Annotated in this window: 18 protein-coding genes; 9 read left to right on the top strand and 9 right to left on the bottom strand. The window is 72.6% G+C overall.

Going from position 1 to position 16,911, the window contains the following annotated elements:
* Positions 1–104: 104 nt before the first annotated feature.
* Positions 105–563, bottom strand: coding sequence for an SRPBCC family protein (locus AC07BS_RS25415; RefSeq protein WP_478934643.1), 459 nt, complete (start codon positions 561–563; stop codon positions 105–107).
* Between the two features lie 203 nt (positions 564–766).
* On the opposite strand from AC07BS_RS25415, the gene AC07BS_RS25420 reads away from it, so the two are divergent.
* Positions 767–1,066 carry a hypothetical protein gene (locus AC07BS_RS25420; RefSeq protein ID WP_478649447.1) on the top strand — a complete coding sequence of 100 codons (300 nt, stop codon included), beginning with the start codon at positions 767–769 and terminating at the stop codon, positions 1,064–1,066.
* Positions 1,067–1,073: 7 nt separating this feature from the next.
* On the opposite strand, the gene AC07BS_RS25425 is transcribed toward AC07BS_RS25420, so the two are convergent.
* Positions 1,074–1,616: an N-acetyltransferase family protein gene (locus AC07BS_RS25425; protein WP_478934605.1), complete on the bottom strand. Its 543-nt coding sequence runs from the start codon at positions 1,614–1,616 to the stop codon at positions 1,074–1,076.
* 229 nt (positions 1,617–1,845) lie between these two features.
* On the bottom strand, positions 1,846–2,316 hold the full coding sequence (locus AC07BS_RS25430) for a DIP1984 family protein (RefSeq protein ID WP_478649453.1): 471 nt from the start codon (positions 2,314–2,316) through the stop codon (positions 1,846–1,848).
* 266 nt (positions 2,317–2,582) lie between these two features.
* On the opposite strand from AC07BS_RS25430, the gene AC07BS_RS25435 reads away from it, so the two are divergent.
* Both AC07BS_RS25435 and AC07BS_RS25440 read left to right on the top strand, forming a co-directional pair.
* Positions 2,583–2,897: a hypothetical protein gene (locus AC07BS_RS25435; protein WP_478649456.1), complete on the top strand. Its 315-nt coding sequence runs from the start codon at positions 2,583–2,585 to the stop codon at positions 2,895–2,897.
* Between the two features lie 294 nt (positions 2,898–3,191).
* A complete protein-coding gene (locus tag AC07BS_RS25440; RefSeq protein ID WP_478934606.1) occupies positions 3,192–4,016 on the top strand; it encodes an SDR family NAD(P)-dependent oxidoreductase in 825 nt (274 codons plus the stop codon).
* A gap of 397 nt (positions 4,017–4,413) precedes the next feature.
* On the opposite strand, the gene AC07BS_RS25445 is transcribed toward AC07BS_RS25440, so the two are convergent.
* The 3 genes from AC07BS_RS25445 to AC07BS_RS25455 form a co-directional block, all read right to left on the bottom strand.
* Positions 4,414–5,982 carry a serine/threonine-protein kinase gene (locus AC07BS_RS25445; RefSeq protein WP_478934607.1) on the bottom strand — a complete coding sequence of 523 codons (1,569 nt, stop codon included), beginning with the start codon at positions 5,980–5,982 and terminating at the stop codon, positions 4,414–4,416.
* On the bottom strand, positions 5,979–7,556 hold the full coding sequence (locus tag AC07BS_RS25450; protein ID WP_478934608.1) for a serine/threonine-protein kinase: 1,578 nt from the start codon (positions 7,554–7,556) through the stop codon (positions 5,979–5,981). The genes AC07BS_RS25445 and AC07BS_RS25450 overlap by 4 nt, the downstream gene beginning before the upstream one ends.
* Positions 7,557–7,639: 83 nt before the next feature.
* Positions 7,640–8,611: an isopenicillin N synthase family dioxygenase gene (locus AC07BS_RS25455; protein WP_478934609.1), complete on the bottom strand. Its 972-nt coding sequence runs from the start codon at positions 8,609–8,611 to the stop codon at positions 7,640–7,642.
* A gap of 245 nt (positions 8,612–8,856) precedes the next feature.
* On the opposite strand from AC07BS_RS25455, the gene AC07BS_RS25460 reads away from it, so the two are divergent.
* The 5 genes from AC07BS_RS25460 to AC07BS_RS25480 all read left to right on the top strand — a co-directional run bounded on the left by AC07BS_RS25460 (position 8,857) and on the right by AC07BS_RS25480 (position 13,647).
* Entirely contained in the window at positions 8,857–9,348 is a 492-nt protein-coding gene (locus AC07BS_RS25460) for a Pycsar system effector family protein (protein ID WP_478649468.1), read from the top strand.
* A 42-nt stretch (positions 9,349–9,390) separates the two neighbouring features.
* Positions 9,391–10,047: a Crp/Fnr family transcriptional regulator gene (locus AC07BS_RS25465; RefSeq protein ID WP_478649470.1), complete on the top strand. Its 657-nt coding sequence runs from the start codon at positions 9,391–9,393 to the stop codon at positions 10,045–10,047.
* A gap of 152 nt (positions 10,048–10,199) precedes the next feature.
* Positions 10,200–11,009: a hypothetical protein gene (locus AC07BS_RS25470; RefSeq protein ID WP_478649473.1), complete on the top strand. Its 810-nt coding sequence runs from the start codon at positions 10,200–10,202 to the stop codon at positions 11,007–11,009.
* A complete protein-coding gene (locus tag AC07BS_RS25475) occupies positions 11,006–12,952 on the top strand; it encodes a hypothetical protein (protein ID WP_478649476.1) in 1,947 nt (648 codons plus the stop codon). Before AC07BS_RS25470 ends, AC07BS_RS25475 begins: the two co-directional genes overlap by 4 nt.
* The gene (locus tag AC07BS_RS25480; RefSeq protein ID WP_478934610.1) at positions 12,952–13,647 is read left to right on the top strand and encodes a hypothetical protein; all 696 of its coding nucleotides are present in this window, start codon (positions 12,952–12,954) and stop codon (positions 13,645–13,647) included. The genes AC07BS_RS25475 and AC07BS_RS25480 overlap by 1 nt, the downstream gene beginning before the upstream one ends.
* A gap of 10 nt (positions 13,648–13,657) precedes the next feature.
* On the opposite strand, the gene AC07BS_RS25485 is transcribed toward AC07BS_RS25480, so the two are convergent.
* Entirely contained in the window at positions 13,658–14,275 is a 618-nt protein-coding gene (locus AC07BS_RS25485) for a TetR/AcrR family transcriptional regulator (protein ID WP_478934644.1), read from the bottom strand.
* 161 nt (positions 14,276–14,436) lie between these two features.
* Between AC07BS_RS25485 and AC07BS_RS25490 the strand changes: the two genes are divergently transcribed.
* Positions 14,437–15,561 carry an FAD-dependent oxidoreductase gene (locus tag AC07BS_RS25490; RefSeq protein ID WP_478934611.1) on the top strand — a complete coding sequence of 375 codons (1,125 nt, stop codon included), beginning with the start codon at positions 14,437–14,439 and terminating at the stop codon, positions 15,559–15,561.
* Here the strand turns inward: AC07BS_RS25490 and AC07BS_RS25495 are convergent.
* The gene (locus AC07BS_RS25495; RefSeq protein ID WP_478649485.1) at positions 15,542–16,093 is read right to left on the bottom strand and encodes an N-acetyltransferase family protein; all 552 of its coding nucleotides are present in this window, start codon (positions 16,091–16,093) and stop codon (positions 15,542–15,544) included. The genes AC07BS_RS25490 and AC07BS_RS25495 overlap by 20 nt on opposite strands.
* A gap of 31 nt (positions 16,094–16,124) precedes the next feature.
* On the bottom strand, positions 16,125–16,874 hold the full coding sequence (locus AC07BS_RS25500) for an amidohydrolase family protein (protein WP_478934612.1): 750 nt from the start codon (positions 16,872–16,874) through the stop codon (positions 16,125–16,127).
* Between the last annotated feature and the right edge of the window lie 37 nt (positions 16,875–16,911).

A 16,911-nucleotide genomic window follows, 5' to 3' on the forward strand; every position in this document is an offset into this window, starting at 1 on the left:
ATCCAGCCCGATCGCTTCCCTCACAGTGGACAGCCTCCGTCGGCGGTCGGCTTGCAGGAGTCGGCCAAGTGGAGGAACGGGCCGGTGGCCGGCGGTCGCGGGTGTCAGGCGCGGCCGGCGGGATCGGCCGCGAGTGCCGAGCCGGCGGCGTCGAGGATCCTGCCGAAGACATGGGAGACGACGGGTTTGGCGAGCACGCGGGCCACGGTCGCGCCGAAGGGGAGAGGCACCTGGAAGCTGGTCGTCCAGGTGACGAGGGTGCCCCCGGCGACCTCGGTGAAGGTCATGCGGCCGAGGTCGTGCCGGGCGGGCGGGAAGCTGCGTTCGACGACGTAGTCGAAGGAATACGGCGGTTCGTAGACGGTGACCCGCTCGCGGAACCAGCCGATCAGCCACGTGTGCAGCCGTACGGCGCCCACTCCGTACGGCGCGCCCTCGCCCGGCCGGGCCAGCCGCGCCCTGAGGACGAACGGGCTGCGGGTGTAGTGGGTGGTCGTGGCGCACCACTCGAACACATCGGCGATCGGCGCCGCGATGACGCGTCGTACCGTCACGGTCTCCATGGTCCCCATGTCTCGTCCGGTCCCTTCTCTCGGCTTCGCGCGCTGGGTTTCACCGGGGAGACAGGTCGCGGCACGAAAATGTGACACCGCGGCCGGTGATGCGCGTCACACGGTCCCGTCGGGCCCGGAGCGGAACCGGAAATGATCACTACGCACTCTCCTGCTGAACAAGCGATCAAGAACATGTGATGCGAGGAGCGGCAATGAACGGGGACGAGCGAACGGTCCGGCTGTACGCGGCGAACCTCCTGTACGTGGACGCGCGGATCGGTAGCGAGGGGCAGCTGATCATCCAGGGCCAGGACCTCAACCGCGGCGACTACGAGTACTTCCTGTCCGTGAAGGCGGAGGAGATCCCGCGGGTCGTCGCCGCCCTCGACGGCGAGCCCGGCGACGACGTCCTGGAGCTGCTGTCCAGGAACGGGGAGGAGATCGTGAGGTTCGGCGAGATGCGCTGGCTGAGGTCGATCGGACTGGAGCCGAAGTTCTCGTCGTACTTCTAGGCGGGCTTCAGGGCGCGCGTCGACGCTGCAGGGGCCGGTGGTAACGGACTTCGGGTACGGACACCCCGTCGAATTCATCGGTCTGAACGGCGCCGTCGGCGACGTATCCGGCCCGTTCGTAGAAGCGCCGCGCCCGGCCGTTGTCGCGGAGGACCCACGCCGTGAGGCGGTCGTAGCCGCGCCCGAGGGCCTGGGCGTGCACGGCCTCGATCAGCGTGCGGCCGATCCCCGTCCCGAGCAGCGAGGGCAGGACGTACAGCGCGTAGAGCTCACCGGCCGCCCGGTCGTGCGATCCGGTGTCGCGGGAGGGCCCGAGAGAGGCCCATCCCACGACACCGGGCCGGCTGCCGGCCTCGACGGCCACCAGGTTGGTGACGCTGTCCCTCGACCGCGCGAAGTAGCAGCGACGCCGCTCGGCGTCCTCCTCGATCGTCATGCGATCCAGATAGGACCGGGGCACGATCCCGGCGTACGCGACCTTCCAGCCGCGGACGCGGATCGCCGACACGGCCACGACGTCGGCTTCTGTCATCGCTCGCACGGACACCATGCCCGTACGGTAGACGTGGAGAACCCCGAACCCGCCCTCGTCGTCCCGGATCTGCACATGGTGATGAGTTGTGCGGTGTGCACGGTCACCTGTACACGTTGCTGAGCTGCGGTGTTCATGGGGAATCGAACCCCTGCGTTGCTCTTCACGCACCAGGTGTGGGCCGGAAGACCGCCGGCCCTCGGTTTGTGCACGCCTCCGGAGCGACTACCCGCTCCACATCGTCCGTTCAGTCCAGCAGGTCGAACTCCCAGTTCGCGCGCTGGATGCGTACGTCGATCTCACGGATCTCCCGCGCGAGCACGTCCGCCTGGGTACGGAGTTCGGCGACCGGGAGGGCGGAGAGCACCACCAGCTCGGAACGGAGCTGGCGGCCGTAGCCCCGCTCGCCCGTACCCGCCGCCGCGTCCGCCGCCGAGGTGATCACCGAGTGGCGCAGCCGCAGCACGTCCCGGCGCGCGAGCGCGTCGGTGAGCGTGCCGTCCTGCCCCAGGTCCGCCGCCGCGTTGGTCCGGTTGATGCGCCGGATCAGCGACTCGAGGGTGGACAGCGCCTCACCGGCCTCCGCCAGCAGCTCGGCCGCGTTCTCGGCGGGCGTCTCGCCCTCCTGGTACCGCGCGCTGCCGACAATGCGCGCACGGAGTTGTTCCACGCGACGCGTCGCCTCCGCGCGCTCCGCCAGCGCCTCCGCGAGCTTCACCGTCCCCACCTTCCGTCCGTCGTGAATCTCGTATGAGTATACGAACGCAAACGGGCTGCCAACGCATGAGGGGCCCCCGCCCGCAGGAGCCCCAGCGCACGGCTCGCGGGCCGGGGCGAGCCGGCGGACCCACGCCACGTGGGGTTCGAGCCCGCCCGCGCGGGACGGACCGGGCATCCCGCTTCCACACGCCCGGGGTGCCCGGCTACTGGGGCCCGGATTCCGCGACCACCATCGACGCAGGCACCAACGAGAGAGGAAAGCTCATGAAATCGAGGAGCTTCCGCCTTGCCCCGGCGATAGCGGCGGCCACCGCGGGGCTGCTGCTGGCGGGCACGGCGGGGGCGGTCGCCGCGACTCCGTCGGACGAGTCGCCGAGCGCGTCCAGCAGCGCCACGAGCCAGCCGGACAACGACCTGGAGAAGGGCCACTGGACCAAGCGCGGCCACTACCCCGACGAGAACGCCTGCAAGAAGGCCGGCAAGGAGGGCCAGAGCCACGGCGAGTGGCGCGAGTACAAGTGCAAGCGCGAACAGAACAACGAGGACTACCGCTACTACTGGTGGCTGTACACCCAGTGACGGACGGGTAGACCCCACCCCGTGCCCTCCGGACGATGCCCGGAGGGCACGGCCTGTTGGGGCGGCGACGTTCCGAACAGCACCCGGGAATGATTTCCGCCAATTTCCACGCCGACGCGGACGGTGCCCCGTACTCCATTACGCCGAGCAATGGCATTCCCGGTGTCCGGCCCATCGGATCACGCGCCACCGCCTGTTCGGCAGCGTGGTACGTTGACGCGGCTGTCGGCTCAACCCAGGTTTGACGCAGGCGAGTTGTGCGTGCGCGCGCCGCCGTTCAAGGAGGGATTCCCGATGCGTACCATGGTGATTCAGGGCGGCACCGACGGAATGGGAAGGGCGCTCGCCCTCGCCTATCTGAGACGTGGTGAGAGGGTGGTGATCCTCGGTCGCGACGCGAAGAAGGGGCGGGCATTACTGGACACCGCCCGTGAACTGGGAGCGGCCGACCGGGCGTTCTTCCTCCGGGCCGACCTCGCCCTCGTCTCCGAGAACAGAAGGGTCATCGAGGAGATCAGGGCGAACTTCCCCGTGGTGGACGTCCTCGTGCTGTGCGCGCGGCACTACAGCAGCGTCCGCCGGCAGACCTCCGAGGGTTTCGAGCGCACCTTCGCGCTCTTCTACCTGAGCCGTTTCCTGCTGAGTCATGGGCTGGCCGGGGAGCTGGAGAAGGCCGAGCGGCCCGTCGTGATGAACGTGGCCGGGCCCGGCACCCCGGAGGGCCGGGTGCACTGGGACGACTTCGGCCTCACGCGCGGCTACCACGGTGTGGAGGCCCTGAACCAGAGCGGCAAGGCCAACGACCTGCTCGGCGTCTCCTTCGCCGAGCGCCACGCCGCCGGCCGCGTCCGGTACGTCCTGATCAACCCGGGCACCGTGTCGACCAGCTTCTCCGGCGACTACGACTCCGGGACCGCGGCCCACATCGAGATGATGAAGAAGTCCGGCAGGCCCGTGGAGGAGGGCATCGTGCCGATCGCCGCCCTCATCGACTCCCCCCCGGAGGCCCGGCTGAGCGCGTACGTGCGGACCGAGCCGATCGACCTGGGGCACCCGTCCTTCGACCCGGACGACGCCGCGCGGCTGCACGAGGCGACGGAGAAGATGCTGGCGCGCTGACGGGGCGACATGACGTCGGGACCGCCGGAACAGCCGATCGCGGCGGTTCCGGCGGCCTTCGCCGTTCCGGACCCCGGGTCGCCCCCAATGTCCGCGGCGCGAAAGGACCTTGGGCATCGGTACGACCTCCCCACCGCCTTGCGTGCTACCCACTCGACCACTGAATTGCGCACGGGTGCTTCAATCGATGTCTCTGCAAAAGCGCGTGAAATCGACCGACTCGGTGTCGAATTCAGCCGGCCGAGGCGGCCCGGGACTCCTCGGCGGAGAATGCCGGCAGGAATGTGCTCACGGCGCTCTCGGCCACGTCCTTGATGCGATGGGTGCCGCTGCCCAGGGCGATGTCGAGCCGCTCCGGGAACTGGGTGACCTCGGCGTACAGCAGCCGCCGCCCGCGTCAGTCCGCCGTCGGCGGCATGGCCGCCAGCGCGGACTTCGCGATGGCCCGGGCCTCCGCCTCGCACGAGGGGTGCTTGGTGCCGTCGAGGTAGACGCGGACCACGAGGTTGCCGTCGCGGACGTTGAGCTGGCAGCCCTTCCTGTCGCCGTCCTTGTAGGTCGTCCAGTACGCCGCGTCGCCGAAGCCGAGGCCGGTCGCGCGACGCTCGTCCTTCGCGCTGCCGGCGAACTCCTCGCGCTGGCGTTCCGTGCCGTTCCCGGTGCCTTCCGAGCGGCGCAGTTCCCAGCTGACGCTCGCGGTGGGGGAGTAGTTCCAGCCGTCCGGCTGGGGCTGGTCCCTGTCGTACCAGGCGCACTCGGTCGTCCCGTCGCCCGCCTGCTCGCGGGCGACGTCCTTGTCCTTCCTCCGCTCCTCCCGCAGCGGAAGCCTGGTCACGGCCTCCGAACACTCCGGCATCGTCACGTACTTGTCCGGCGGGCCGCCGCCGCTGTCGTTGTCGTCGCCCAGCAGGTACGCGCCCAGGCCGATGCCCGCCGCGAGCACCGCCCCCGCCGCCACCCATGCCACCGGGCGCCGGCGGAGGGCCGGCGGGGCGGGGACGCCGGGAGCGGTGAGCACGGCCGTCCGCGGGGCGGCGGGGCCGGCGCCGGGCGACAGGACCGCCGTACGCCCGGGGTCGCCGTCGAGCAGGCCCTCGACCCGGGCCCGCTGCTCGTCGACCATCCGGTGCACGGCGTCCGGCCAGGGCCGGGCCGCCGGGGTCACCGGGCCGAGCATCGCGAGCACCTCGCCCGGAGTCGGCCGGTCGGCCGGGTCCTTGGCCAGGCAGCGGGTGACGATCCCGTACAGGGCCCGGGGGACACCGCTCAGGTCGGGTTCGGTGTGGACGACGTTGTAGAGCGTCTGGAGGACGGACAAGCCGGAGAACGGGCTGCGGCCTGTCGCCGCCATGACGAGCACCGAGCCCAGGGAGAACACGTCGCTCGCCCCGGTCGGCTCCCGGCTCTGCGCCTGCTCGGGCGACATGTACGGCGGCGAGCCGACCACCCAGCCGGTGCCGGTGAGTTCGGTGGCGTCCCCGGCCTCGGCGGCCCGCGCGATGCCGAAGTCGATGACCCGGGCGCCGTCCCCGGCGAGCAGGACGTTCTCGGGCTTGAGGTCGCGGTGGACGAGACCGGCCCGGTGGATCTCGTCCAGGGCGGTCGCCAGGCCCACCGCCAGGCGGTGGAGAGCCTCCTCCGGCAGCGCGCCCGCGCGCTCGACGGCCGCTCCCAGGGAGGGACCGGCCACGAACACCGAGGCGAGCCAGGGCAGCTCGGCGTCCGCGTCGGCGTCGAGGACGGCCGCCGTGTACGCGCCGGACACCTTCCGCGAGGCCTCCACCTCCCGCCGGAAGCGGGAGCGGAAGCCGTCGTCGGCCGCGTGCCGGGCGTGCACCAGCTTCACGGCCGCCGGCCGGCCGTCCGGAGCGACCCCGAGCAGGACGCGGCCCATGCCGCCCCGGCCGAGTTCGGTGAGGAGGAGGTACGGTCCGGCCTTCTCCGGCAGCGGCTGGAACGCGCTCACAGGGCCGCCACCGCCGCGGTGCCCTGACGGGCCATGTCCTTCGTGAGGTCCTCGCACCCGCCCTTCGGGTAGTGGACGCCCTTGACCGCGATGAAGAGGGTCAGGTTGCCGTCACGGGCGTACAGCACACAGTTGCTGTCGTCGGAGTCCTTCAGCCACATGCCCTCCTCCACGACACCGATCCCCGGGTCGCGCGGGGTACGGCCGCGCATGTACCAGCCCTCGTAGCGGTGCTTGGCGCGCTCGGCGCCGGTGGGGCCGCCCGCGCGGGAGGAGTAGAGGTCCCAGGAGACGTGGATCTCGTCTCCGGAGCGGGTGTTCCAGACGCAGGACGTCGTCGGGTGCGTGAGTCCGTCGCCGTCGGGCTGCTGCGACACCCGGTCGGGGAAGTTGCCCATGGCGTCGCCGAACCCGGCCGGGACCTTCATGCTGCGGCGTACCTGCACACAGGTCGGGACCGTCTTCGTGTACTTGTCCGGCATCCGTGCGAGCGGGGTCGACCCGGGAGTCGGTACGGGCTCGGGGAAGAACCGGTAGTACAGGTCGGCCGGTCCGAGTGCCAGGACCGCGGCCGCCACCGCCGCGAGCACCGCGCCCCCCGCGATCGCGGCGGTCACCCACCGGGAACGGCGGCGCGGCGCGGGGCCCCGTACCGCCGCCGGCGCGGCGGGCGGTGGTACGGAACCGGCGGTGGCCGCCCGGCGGTCCGCCCACGCCCGGCGGTCGGCGACACGTGCGTACACCGTCTCCGGCCAGGGGCGTGCGGAGGGCGCGAGCGGGCCGATGAGGTCGAGGAGCTGCCCGGGCGTCGGTCGCGCGGCCGGGTCCTTGGCCAGGCACGGTTCGACGATCCGGCGCAGCCGGGGCGGCACGGAGGTCAGGTCGGGGAGGTCGTGGGCGACGGCGTGCATGAGCGCGAGCGGCGAGTCCCCGGCGAACGGGCTCCGGCCCGTGCTCGCCGTGACGAGCGTGACGCCGAGGGAGAACACGTCGCCCGCTGGGCCCGGCCGCTCGCCCCGGACCTGCTCGGGCGCCATGAACGCGGGCGAACCGATGAGCGCGCCGGTATGCGTCAGTTTCGTCCCGTGGTCGGCCGCGCGGGCGATCCCGAAATCGACGACCCGTACGCCGTCCTCCGTCAGGAGCACGTTCGACGGCTTGAGATCGCGGTGTACGAGCCCCGCCCGGTGGATGTCGTCCAGGGCCCTGGCGAGTCCGGCGGCGAGCAGGAGAACCGATTCCTCGGGCAGTGGCCCGCCCGCCTCCACCGCCTCGCCGAGCGTGGGCCCCGGCAGGAAGAGCGAGGCGAGCCACGGTACGGTCGCGTCCGGATCGGCGTCGACGACCGGTGCGGTGTAGGCCCCGGACACCCGCCGCGACGCGTCCACCTCCCGCCGGAACCGGGACCGGAACCCGGGGTCCTCCGCCAGGTCGGCGTGCACCCGCTTGACGGCCACGAGCCGCCCGTCCGGCGCCACCCCGAGCAGCACCTGGCCCATGCCACCCTGCCCGAGCACCCCGACCGTCCGGAACGGCCCCACACGCGCCGGCCCGTCCACTTCCGGCATCCGCATGCCGTGACCACCCTCCCCCGTGAAACACGTGGATCCTAGTCGGACCGCGTCGCACGGGTGGAGCCGCGGCCGCTACGGTCCGACTACGGTTCGACGGAGATCGCGTCGAGTTTCGCCCGCAGGTAGACGTGGGAGTCCACGGGCTCGTGGCGCACACGTCCCACCGGTGCGGGCAGCGACTCGACCACGGTGCCGGGATCGCACTCGTAGAAGTACACCAGCGACATCAGCTCCTCCGTCGGTGCGTCGGACGGCGGTGGCAGCACCCGGTGGCGGCCGGAGCGCCAGCGGTCGCCGGTCCAGCGGGCCATCAGGTCGCCGATGTTGACGGTCAGGGCCTCCGGGTCGTACGGCGCGTCCTCCCAGCCGCGCTCGTCGGTGAAGACCTGGAGCCCGCCCTTGCCCCGCTGCCGGTCCAGGACCGTCACCGTCCCGAAGTCGGTGTGCGGGCCGATCCGGAACTGGCCCGGCCGCGGCGCTCCCACGGTGTCCGTCCCCGGGTACCAGTTGATGTTGAAGCCCCAGGTGGGGTTGCGGGTGTGACGGGTGAAGAGGTCCGGCGCCTCCCCGAGGGCCCCGGCCAGCAGATCGAGAAGAAGGTCCGACAGCGTGCGCATGCGGGTCGCGTAGGTCTCCACCAGCGGTTTCAGGTGGGGCACCTCCGCGGGCCACACATTCGGCAGGAACCACGCGGCGTCCACGGCCGGGTCGCCGGTGGGGGTGTCGGCCGCCAGGGACCACGACTCCTTCAGGTCGGGCGGCGTCTCGGTGCCCTCCGCGTAGCCGTTCGCCTCCGCCCCCGGCCCCAGCCAGCCGCGGCCCCCGACCCGTACCGCGTACGCGGCCTTCGCCCGTTCGGGCAGCAGGAAGAAGCTCCGCGCCGCCGTACGGATGGCGGTGCGCAGGGCCGGGTCGACGCCGTGCCCGGTGACGAGGAGGAACCCGGCCTTCCGAAGGGCGCCGTCGACGGTCCGCGCGAGTGCCGCGCGCTCTCGTGGGGAGCCCTCCCGCCAGGGGCGGAGGTCGATCGTGGGGATCGCGGTGCTGTCGCTCACGTGTCGGTGTCCTCGTCTCGTCGTCACGGGTCACCTTGTGTTCTTGCCGCACACGGACACGCGGACACCACGGACACACGACCGCGCGCCGAATACCAGTACCGCTTCGGCCACGAACGGACGTTCCAGTGATCATTTTCGGTCGAAGAACGAACGCCGTACGGCTTCGGGCGGACGGTGGGTGATCCTGGTGCCCGATGTCGGCCGCTGCGGCCGTCCGGAGCCGTGAAAGGGCGGAAGTACAGGTGGCAGCGGATCCGTTGGACGCGGCGTGGAGGATCCAGTCGGCCCTGGCCGACTGGACGGGGAAGGCGGACACCAAGGCGTCGATCGCGCTCAGCCTGCAGTCCGCCCTGCTGGCGCTGGTCGGCGTGCTCACCGGAGCCGGCCACGGATTCCGCCGGGGACCGGTCCCGGCACAGGTGCTGGGGTGGGTGGGTGTCCTGACGCTCCTGGCGGGCGCCTGCCTCGCGGCGGCGGCCGTGTCCCCCAACCTGAAGACCGAGCGGCGGGGCCCGGAACCCGACGAGGACTACCTGTTCTTCGGTCACCTGCGGCACTTCGAGCCCGAACAGCTGGAGGGCGCGCTGCGCGAGAGGGACCCGCTGGGCGCGCTGTCGCGGCAGCTCGTGGTCATGAGCGAGATCGCCTGGACCAAGCACCGCCGGGTGCAGTGGTCGTTCGCGGCCGCGGTGACGGGCTCGGGCGCGCTGGGGCTGGCCGCGGTGTTCGGCTAGGGGCCGGCCGCGGCCGAGGGGCGAGTACGGACGGGGGGAGTCATGAACTTTCGGGACGTGGTGCCGGAAGAGGCGTGGTCGGACCTTGTGCGCCGAGGGCAGCGCCGCCGGTACCGACGCGGTGCGGTACTGCTGCGGCAGGGCGAGACGGCGACCGTCGTCATCGCCCTCACCGACGGCATCGTCAAGGTCGCGCAGTCCGCGCCGAGCGGCGGGGACGTCCCCCTCGCCCTGCGTCGTGCGGGCGAAGTGCTGGGGGAGATGGGAGCGTTGCTGGACCACCGCAGATCGGCCACCGTGACCGCGGTGACCGCGTGCACGGGGGTCGTCCTCCCCGCGCACGCCTTCCGCGGCTTCCTCGACCGGCACCGCCTGGAGGGGGCCGTGTACCGGCTCGCCGTCGAGCGCATGCGGGAGAACGAGGAACTGCGCGCCGCGCTGGTCCGGTTGTCGCCCCGGGCCCGGGTGGCGCGGGTGGTGGGTCGTCTCGCCGCCGAGGTCGGCGTCCGGGAGGACGACGGAACCGTCCACGTACACCTGGGCATGGACCGGGAGGAACTCGCCGTCATGGCGGGGATGGGACGTTCCTCGGTGATGGCCGTGCTGAGGGAACTCCACACCGCCGGCGTGCTGACCCTGGGACGCGGCCGCCTGGTGGTCGACGACAGCGCCGCCCTCGCGGAGCTGTCGGAGGAGTAGCGCCCGGCGGCGCTCGACGTCCCGGTGTGGTCCATGTCACCGCCGGAAGGTCCAGCGCTGGACGGTGCCGTTCGCCGTCCGCCGCCACAGTCACTGATGACCGCTTCGGCGACGACGTCGCCGGCACGCCTCACGAAGAGAAGAGACCCTCCATGACTCCGTCCTGGGAACCGCTGTGGCCCTACCGCGCGGTCCTCGCCGTCGACGCGCGCAGCTTCAGCGCGCATACCAGCACCGGAATGCAGCAGGTCAACGCGGACATCCAGCAGGTCCTCGCGCGGGCGCTGTCGGAGGTCGGCCTGAGCGCGAGGTGGGAGCAGCGCGCCTTCCCGCAGCACACCGGGGACGGATACGTCGCCGGCATGGACCCCGAGGTGCTGCCGGGGCTGGTCGGATGCTTCCCCGACGCGCTGAGCCGGGTCCTCCACGACCACCGGACCCGGCACCCCGGGCAGCCGGTCCTGCAACTGCGGGTCAGCATCCACGTAGGCCCGCTGCCGCCCACCGGGCTCGGCGTTCCGATGGTCGAGACCCACCGGCTCCTGGACCACCAGAAGCTGCGCGACCTGCTGGCCCGCGCCAATCCGGAGCTGACCAACACGGCGGTCGTCATCTCGCAGCGGGTCCATGAGGACGTGTTCCGCAGCGGGTTGGCGACGGGCGGGACGCTTTCCGCCCACTACGCGCGGAGCCTCGCCAGGGTCAAGACCTTCGAGCAGCCGGCGTGGCTGCACGTGCCGGGTCTCGACTGGGGCCTGGCGGACCCGGCGATCTTCGAGACCGCGGACGCCGGCGTGCGGCAGGCCTCCGCACAGCCGCCCCACGAGGCCCAGGAGCCGTCGCCCGCCCCCGCGACGGTGTCCTTCACCCAGAACAGCCACGGCAACGGGACCCAGTACCAGGCCCAGCAGCAGTACTTCGACGGAAGCGGAAACGGAAACGGAACCGGAGGAACGCGATGACCGACGACGCCCCCACGCCCAAGGAGTTCAAGCAGGACGTGGGCCCCGGCGCCCACGGCTACCAGGCGGAGAAGCAGTACTTCTACGGCACCGACTTCGTCCGGCCCCAGCCCGTACCCCTGGCCGACCTGCGCGCCTGCGCCGACGACCGCTTCGTCGTCCCGCGCGACGGGGAGAAATGGGCCCAGGCACAGAAGGCCCTCGCCGAGTACGGAGTCGTCGTCCTGTCCGCGCCCCCCGGAAACGGACGACGGACGGCCGGGCTTCGCCTGCTCCGTACGGTCGGTGCCGCGGACGCCGCCACCCGCCCGCGGCCCATCGACCTGGAACCCGAGTGGTCCAGGCCCGATGTGGCGAAGCTCCCGGCCGATCCGGGCCAGCGGTACCTCCTGGACCTCTCCGAGGTGCCCGAGCCGCCCGGCCCGCGCTTCGGCGAGGCGCTGCGCGGGTACGGCGAGGCCGGTAGCGGCGCGGACCGTTTCCTCGTCGTCCTCACCACGCCGCAGACCTGGCAGGGGGCGTGGGCGGAGGCGACGCGGCCGTTCACGGTCGCGCTCCCGTCCCCCGACGCGAGGCCGCTGGTCGCCCAGGAGCTGCGGCGGCGGGGCACCGGCCACAAGGCCGACTGGCTCGACGGCACGGCCTACCACGACATCTGGGAGTCCAACCCGTCGGCTCAGGACGCCCGCCGGCTGGCCCGCATCGTCCACGAGGCGGCGCGACACGACGACAGCGCCATCATCGACGAGTTCCTGGGCTGGCACCGCCACATCGGCGACCTCCTCAGCCCGACGCGGCAAGGGCCGGGGGAGCCCACGCTCATGGCCACGCGCGCCATGGTCTGGGCCGGAGCGCTGCTGAACGGCGGGACCGGACGGTCGGTCGTCCACGCGGCCGACACGCTGCTGGCCAGGCTCGGCGTCCCCCGCGCACCCCTGGACATCCTCTCGGACGCGACCTCCAGCCGCCGCGTGGACGCCGCACGCCTCACGTCCCACGGCGATCGCGTGTTCCACGACAGGAGCAAGCACGACCTGGCCTCCGCCGTGCTCCGCCACCTCTGGGAGGAGTTCCCGACGCAGCGGGACCTGCTGCGTACCTGGGCCGTCGCCGTGGCGGCCGACCAGAGCCTGCCCGAGGACGACGCGCGCCTCGTCACCCGGTCACTCCTCGACCTGGCCACCGAGGTCCACGACCACACCATCATCGACCGCATCGGGAAGGACCTCGTCGGGCGCCGCCGCCCGCTGGCCGTGGAGGCCCTCACCACCGCGGCACTCGACCCGGAGATCGGGCGGTACGTCAGGAACCGGCTGTACCAGTGGATGGTCGCCGGCAAGCCGCCCGTCGAGCTCGTCGAGCTCGTCACCGAGATCTGCGGCGGCGAACTGGGGGTCCGCCAGCCCGCGATCGCCATCACCCGCCTGGCCAGGGCCGCCGCCCATGCCCCGTACGCCGCCCCGACGATGGTGGCGGCCTTCGCGCGGCTCGTCGAGGTCAGCCCCGCCGACGTCTCGAGGGCGCTCAGGACGTGGCTGGGGGAGCGGGAGCCCAAGCGGCACGCCCTGGTCGCCTTCCTGGCCCTCGCCGCCGGCGACACGGGCGCGCGGCTCCTGCTGGAGACGACGGGAGAGCCGGAGGGGCGGGCGCGCTTCGTACGGGCCTGGCAGTGGTTGCTCGGGGACGACGACGCGCGGGAGGCCGCCGACGCGGAGCTGACCCGGTGGGGAGCCGCCGCCGAGGAGGGGAAGCTTCCGGCCGGTGTGCTGATCGACCTCCTGGCCGACGTGTACCAGCCCGAGTTGCGCGGGAACAGCTTCGGGCGTCGCTTCTTCGCGAGGGACGAGGAGTTCCTGGGCTCCTTCTGGGGGCGGATCCTCCGTGAGGCGATCGTCCGGGACAACGTCCGGGACAACAGGCGCCGTGAGGAAGCGACCGGGTGATGTTCTCCTTCGGGCCGCGGCGGAGCACGCGCCTGCGCGTCTCCGCCACCTGGCCCACCGCACTCCTCGGCGTCCACTGCACCGCCCGTGGCGTGCTGCGCTGCCGCCCCGCCCCCGAACTCCGGGAGCGGGGCCGCGGCGTCGTACGCGCCATCGCGCGGCAGGCCCTCGACGACATCGCCCGCCCCATCACCGGCGCGCACGTGCCGTCGGCGCTCGACGCGGCGCGGAACGCCCTGGCGCTCCGGCTGTCCGCGTGGGGGCCGGCGGCGGAGGGATGCCCGATGGAGATCAGGGCGGACATCACGCTCCACCTCACCGACGAGGACCGCGCGCGCTCCCAGGCGTACGAGGACGCCCGCCGCGAGCAGCAACTGCGGCATCACCTCGACGCCGACCGGCTCGACCACCTGCGCCGCCGGGTCCTCGTCAGCGCCGACGCCGCCCGCGCCTGGTGGATCGACCTGCACAAGCGGGCCGACCGCCCCATCTCGTGGGACGAGTTCGACACCCATGTGCTGCCGTACGTGGGGGACGCCGACGACCCGCAGTCCAGGGCGATGCGCGCCGCGGTCGTCTTCGCGAAGGTGATGGAGCGACTGGGGAGCGACCCGGCCCTTCACCAGCAGTTCGAGGCCACGGCGCGTGTCGTGCTGCGGGAGATGAACTGGGGGGACCTGGCCGACGAGCTGTGACGACGGGCGCTCACACGCCCGGGTGGGCGGCCGCCCAGCCCTGTTCGATCAGGGTGAAGATCTCCTCCGCGGCGCGGTGCGGGTCGGGGTGGCGGCGGGCCAGGAGGGGGACGTCCAGGGCGAACCGGGCCAGCGCCGCGCAGGTGACGTCGTCCTCGGGCGCGCCGGCCTCCTCGGCGATGGCCCGGGCCAGGGCCGTCTCGTGACGGGTCCACATCCGGTGGGCGTACTCGCGCAGGGCCGGCGTGTTCTCCACCATGCGGCTGAACTCCGCCAGCCGTGGGCCGTCGGAGTCGGCGCCGGGAGGGCCCGGGGTGAGGGTGTGCGGGCCCACCGCCGTCAGCAGGTGTTCCCGCAGGGCCCGTGGGACGGAGACGCCGGGCGCGCGGTCGCGCACCGAGGAGACGAGGGCCGTCTCGATGTCCTGGTCGAGGTCGAAGACCAGGGCCTCCTTGCACGGGAAGTGCTTGAACAGCGTGGTCACCGATACGTCGGCGGCGTCGGCCACCTCCTTCACCCCGACCTCGTCGTAGCCGCGGTCGAGGAAGAGCGTCAGGGCGGCGTCGGCCAGGGACTTGCGGGTCCGGGCCTTCTTGCGCTCACGGCGTCCGGTCGTCGTCGGTTCGATCACGGGCTCACCCTACCGCGCGGAAGCCCGAAGAGTTGATCCAGGCCAAAAGTTTAGTCATTGCATTTTTGTAGTGAGATGTGCTTCCGTGGATGGTGCGTGCCGGTCGTCCCGGCACCCACGCTCCATTCCACGCTTCCCCATCCTCGAAGGGGCCCTTCGTGAACTCCGCTTCCGCCCGCATCGCCGTCGTCGGCGCCGGACCCGGCGGGCTGCTCTGCGCCCGCGTCCTGCAACTCCACGGCCGCTCCGTCACCGTCTTCGAACGCGACGCGTCCCCCGCCGCACGCACCCAGGGCGGCACGCTCGACATCCACACCACCACCGGCCAGCCCGCCCTGGCCGAAGCGGGCCTGCTCGACCGTTTCCACGCCCTGGCCCGCCCCGAGGGCGAGGTGTGGCGGCGGCTCGACCCCTTCACCGCCGAGGTCCTGGACATCGACCGGCCCGCCGACGGCCAGGTCACCAGGCCGGAGATCGACCGCGGCCAGCTGCGCGGACTGCTGCTCGACTCCCTCGCGCCCGGAACCGTCCGCTGGGGACGCCCGGTCAGCGGCGTCGCCCCGACCGTCGACGGAACGCACCGGCTCCGCTTCGAGGACGGCACCGCCGAGGAGTTCGACCTGGTCATCGGCGCCGACGGCGCCTGGTCCCGGGTCCGCCAGGCCCTGTCCGGCGCGATGCCCCGCTACACGGGCGTCACCGCCGTCGGCACCGGCTTCGACGACTCCGACACCCGCCACCCGGCCTTCGCCCGGATGGTCGGCGAGGGCAGCATGTCGGCCCGGTCCGGCAGCAGGGTGCTGACGGCCCAGCGCAACAGCAACGGCCACATCGACGCCATGGCCCTCTTCCGTGCCCCGGAGGACTGGCATGCCACCGCCGGGCTCGACCTCGCCGACACGGACGCCATGCGCGCACACCTGCTGGGCCTGTACGACGGCTGGCACGACGACCTGCTCTACCTGCTGCGGTCGGGCGACAAGGGGTTCGTCAACCGCCCCCTGCACGCGCTGCCCGTGCCCCACACCTGGGACCACGTCCCCGGCCTGACGCTCGTGGGCGACGCCGCCCACCTGATGCCCCCGCTCGGCGTCGGCGCCAACCTCGCGCTCCTCGACGGCGCCCAGCTCGCCAAGGCGCTGGTGACGGAACCGCACATCGACGCCGCGATCCGCGCCTACGAGGCCGTCATGCTGCCCCGCGGTTCCGGCCTCGCCGCGCGCACCGCCCAGGGGCTCGACCACCTCGTCCCGCCGGAGGGGGTCAGAGCTGAAGGTGCATGAGGACCTCGTCGCGGTCGTCGCCCGCGCCGAAGCGCAGGGCCCCCGGCCAGCGGCCGACCTCGCGCCAGCCGAGGCGTTCGTAGAACGCTTCGAGGCCGGCGCCGCCCCGTGCCGCGAGACGGAGCTGCTCCAGGTCCATCTCGTCGCGGGCGACCCTGCCGGCCTCGTTCATCAGGGCGGTACCGAGACCTCGTCCCCGTACGGCCGGCCGGGTCTGGACGTGGTGGACGGTTCCCCAGTGCGCGATCAGCCCGGCGGTGTCCCGGCGCAGGCTGAGCCAGCCGACGACGTCCCCGTCGGCCGTGGTCGAGGTCGTGGCCGTGAGCAGGCGGCTGGTGGCGGGGTCGAGGGAGGCGACGATCCGGTCGACCGCCGGGGCCGCCAGCGTCTCGTCGATGGGCGGGAACGGGAAGCCCGCCGCCCCTCCCGCGTTGGTGACCTCGATCCAGCACGCGACGAGGCCTCGCCTCACCCGGGGCGTGACCTGGGCGGGCGCGGTGAACTGCTGGAAGCGCGGGATGTCGGCGGGCATCCCCGGATCCTCGCACGATGATCCCCGGAGGTCACGTGCGGTAGAAGGAGATCGCGTTGCCGTGCAGCACGGCGTCCGCGTGTTCTCCCGCCGCCTCCGCGACGAGATCGAGGTCGGAATCGGCGAAGGGACGCGGCGCTCGCGTCGAGGGGAGGTCCGTTCCCGCCATCAGGGCGGTCGGGTCGGCCTTCAGTACGGCACGGATCGCGGCGGCGGCATCGAGGTCGCCACGGCCGAAACCGGTCGCCTTCACCCGTACCCCGCGCTCGACCAGCGCCAGCAGATGCGGCAGTCCGTCGGCGCGCAGGCCCAGGTGATCGATGCTCACGGCGGGGAGCGAGGCGAGGGTTGCGGCGAGCTCGGGCAGGTCGCGGGCGTCGACGTAGAGCTCGGTGTGGAGGCCGGCCACGTCGTGGACGCGGCGGGCCAGCGTGCCGAGGCGCGCGAGGGCCGTGGGCCCGCCGCGGCGCAGGTTGAACCGCACCCCCCGCACCCCGCGCCCCGCCAGTGCGACGATCTCCTCGTCGGGAAGGCCGTGCGGCATCTGGGCGACGCCCACGAACCCCGGACCGAGCCGGGAGAGCGCGTCGAGCAGCCAGGCCTGGTCGAAGCGCTGGAACGAGCCCGCGACGACCGCCCCGCCGACGACACCCAGCGCGGCGGTGCGCTCCCGGTACCGCTCGACGGTGAACTCCTCGGGCAGGAACCCATCGTTCTCGAACAGCGGGAAACGGTGGTCGATCACATGGACGTGGGCGTCGAAGAAGTACCGGCGCGTCATGAACGACCATTGTGCCGCGGACGCCGCTCGGGTGCGC

This window comes from Streptomyces sp. NPDC044063 (assembly GCF_056434285.1).

Bases quoted from the DNA above. Each gene is read 5' to 3' on its own strand.
- AC07BS_RS25415 (WP_478934643.1), bottom strand. From the start codon at position 563: ATGGAGACCGTGACGGTACGACGCGTCATCGCGGCGCCGATCGCCGAT.
- AC07BS_RS25420 (WP_478649447.1), top strand. From the start codon at position 767: ATGAACGGGGACGAGCGAACGGTCCGGCTGTACGCGGCGAACCTCCTG.
- AC07BS_RS25425 (WP_478934605.1), bottom strand. From the start codon at position 1,616: ATGGTGTCCGTGCGAGCGATGACAGAAGCCGACGTCGTGGCCGTGTCG.
- AC07BS_RS25435 (WP_478649456.1), top strand. From the start codon at position 2,583: ATGAAATCGAGGAGCTTCCGCCTTGCCCCGGCGATAGCGGCGGCCACC.
- AC07BS_RS25440 (WP_478934606.1), top strand. From the start codon at position 3,192: ATGCGTACCATGGTGATTCAGGGCGGCACCGACGGAATGGGAAGGGCG.
- AC07BS_RS25450 (WP_478934608.1), bottom strand. From the start codon at position 7,556: ATGCGGATGCCGGAAGTGGACGGGCCGGCGCGTGTGGGGCCGTTCCGG.
- AC07BS_RS25465 (WP_478649470.1), top strand. From the start codon at position 9,391: ATGAACTTTCGGGACGTGGTGCCGGAAGAGGCGTGGTCGGACCTTGTG.
- AC07BS_RS25470 (WP_478649473.1), top strand. From the start codon at position 10,200: ATGACTCCGTCCTGGGAACCGCTGTGGCCCTACCGCGCGGTCCTCGCC.
- AC07BS_RS25475 (WP_478649476.1), top strand. From the start codon at position 11,006: ATGACCGACGACGCCCCCACGCCCAAGGAGTTCAAGCAGGACGTGGGC.
- AC07BS_RS25480 (WP_478934610.1), top strand. From the start codon at position 12,952: ATGTTCTCCTTCGGGCCGCGGCGGAGCACGCGCCTGCGCGTCTCCGCC.
- AC07BS_RS25495 (WP_478649485.1), bottom strand. From the start codon at position 16,093: ATGCCCGCCGACATCCCGCGCTTCCAGCAGTTCACCGCGCCCGCCCAG.
- AC07BS_RS25500 (WP_478934612.1), bottom strand. From the start codon at position 16,874: ATGACGCGCCGGTACTTCTTCGACGCCCACGTCCATGTGATCGACCAC.